The sequence below is a fragment of the Gemmobacter nanjingensis genome (genome assembly GCF_014652195.1).
Lineage (GTDB): Bacteria > Pseudomonadota > Alphaproteobacteria > Rhodobacterales > Rhodobacteraceae > Gemmobacter > Gemmobacter caeni.
The window spans coordinates 1-586 of record NZ_BMYI01000087.1 but is presented as its reverse complement, the minus strand read 5'-3'; the positions used below and the strand labels follow the sequence as shown (position 1 = coordinate 586).

Below are 586 nucleotides of genomic sequence, written 5' to 3'. Positions count from 1 at the left end.
TGGAAGCGCCCTGTTCCGTCTGATCCGAGAGCGTGGCTACGAGGGGAGCCCGACGCATTTGCAGCGGCTGCTGGCGGGGTGGCGCAGAGCCGAAAAGCAAGCGACGGGCCCTGCCTTGGAGCACCAGATCCTGGAACCGGTCCGGGACCCGGAAACGGGGCACGCGATCTCCCCGGTCATCGCGGCAGCGCTGTGTATCAAACCCCGCGGAAAACTCACCCCGGATCAGGCGCGGAAGGTCGACGCGCTCAAGGCTGGCTCTCCCGCCTTCGCAACGATGCGCTGCCTCGTCATGCGGTTCAACGGTATCCTGCGTGGCCGCGAGGCAGACCCGCTCCCTGCATGGATCGACGACGCGATCGAAACCGACCTGGCGCCCATCGTGCGCTTCGCACGCACATTGAACCGGGATTTCGATGCGGTAAAAAACGCTATCGAGATGCCCTGGAGCAACGGCCAAGCAGAAGGTCAGATTAATCGTCTGAAGACCCTCAAACGCGCCATGTACGGCCGAGCCGGGCCAGAACTGTTGAGGGCAAGAATGCTGCCCCTCCGCCACACAGATTGAGGCAGAGCCGATTTAAGG

Annotated in this window: 1 protein-coding gene; it reads left to right on the top strand. The window is 63.3% G+C overall.

Annotation, left to right across the window (positions count from 1 at the left end; genetic code table 11):
- Positions 1 to 568: transposase (locus IE126_RS25755; RefSeq protein ID WP_189383245.1), on the top strand; the 568-nt coding region annotated here is incomplete at its 5' end.
- Positions 569 to 586: the final 18 nt, after the last annotated feature.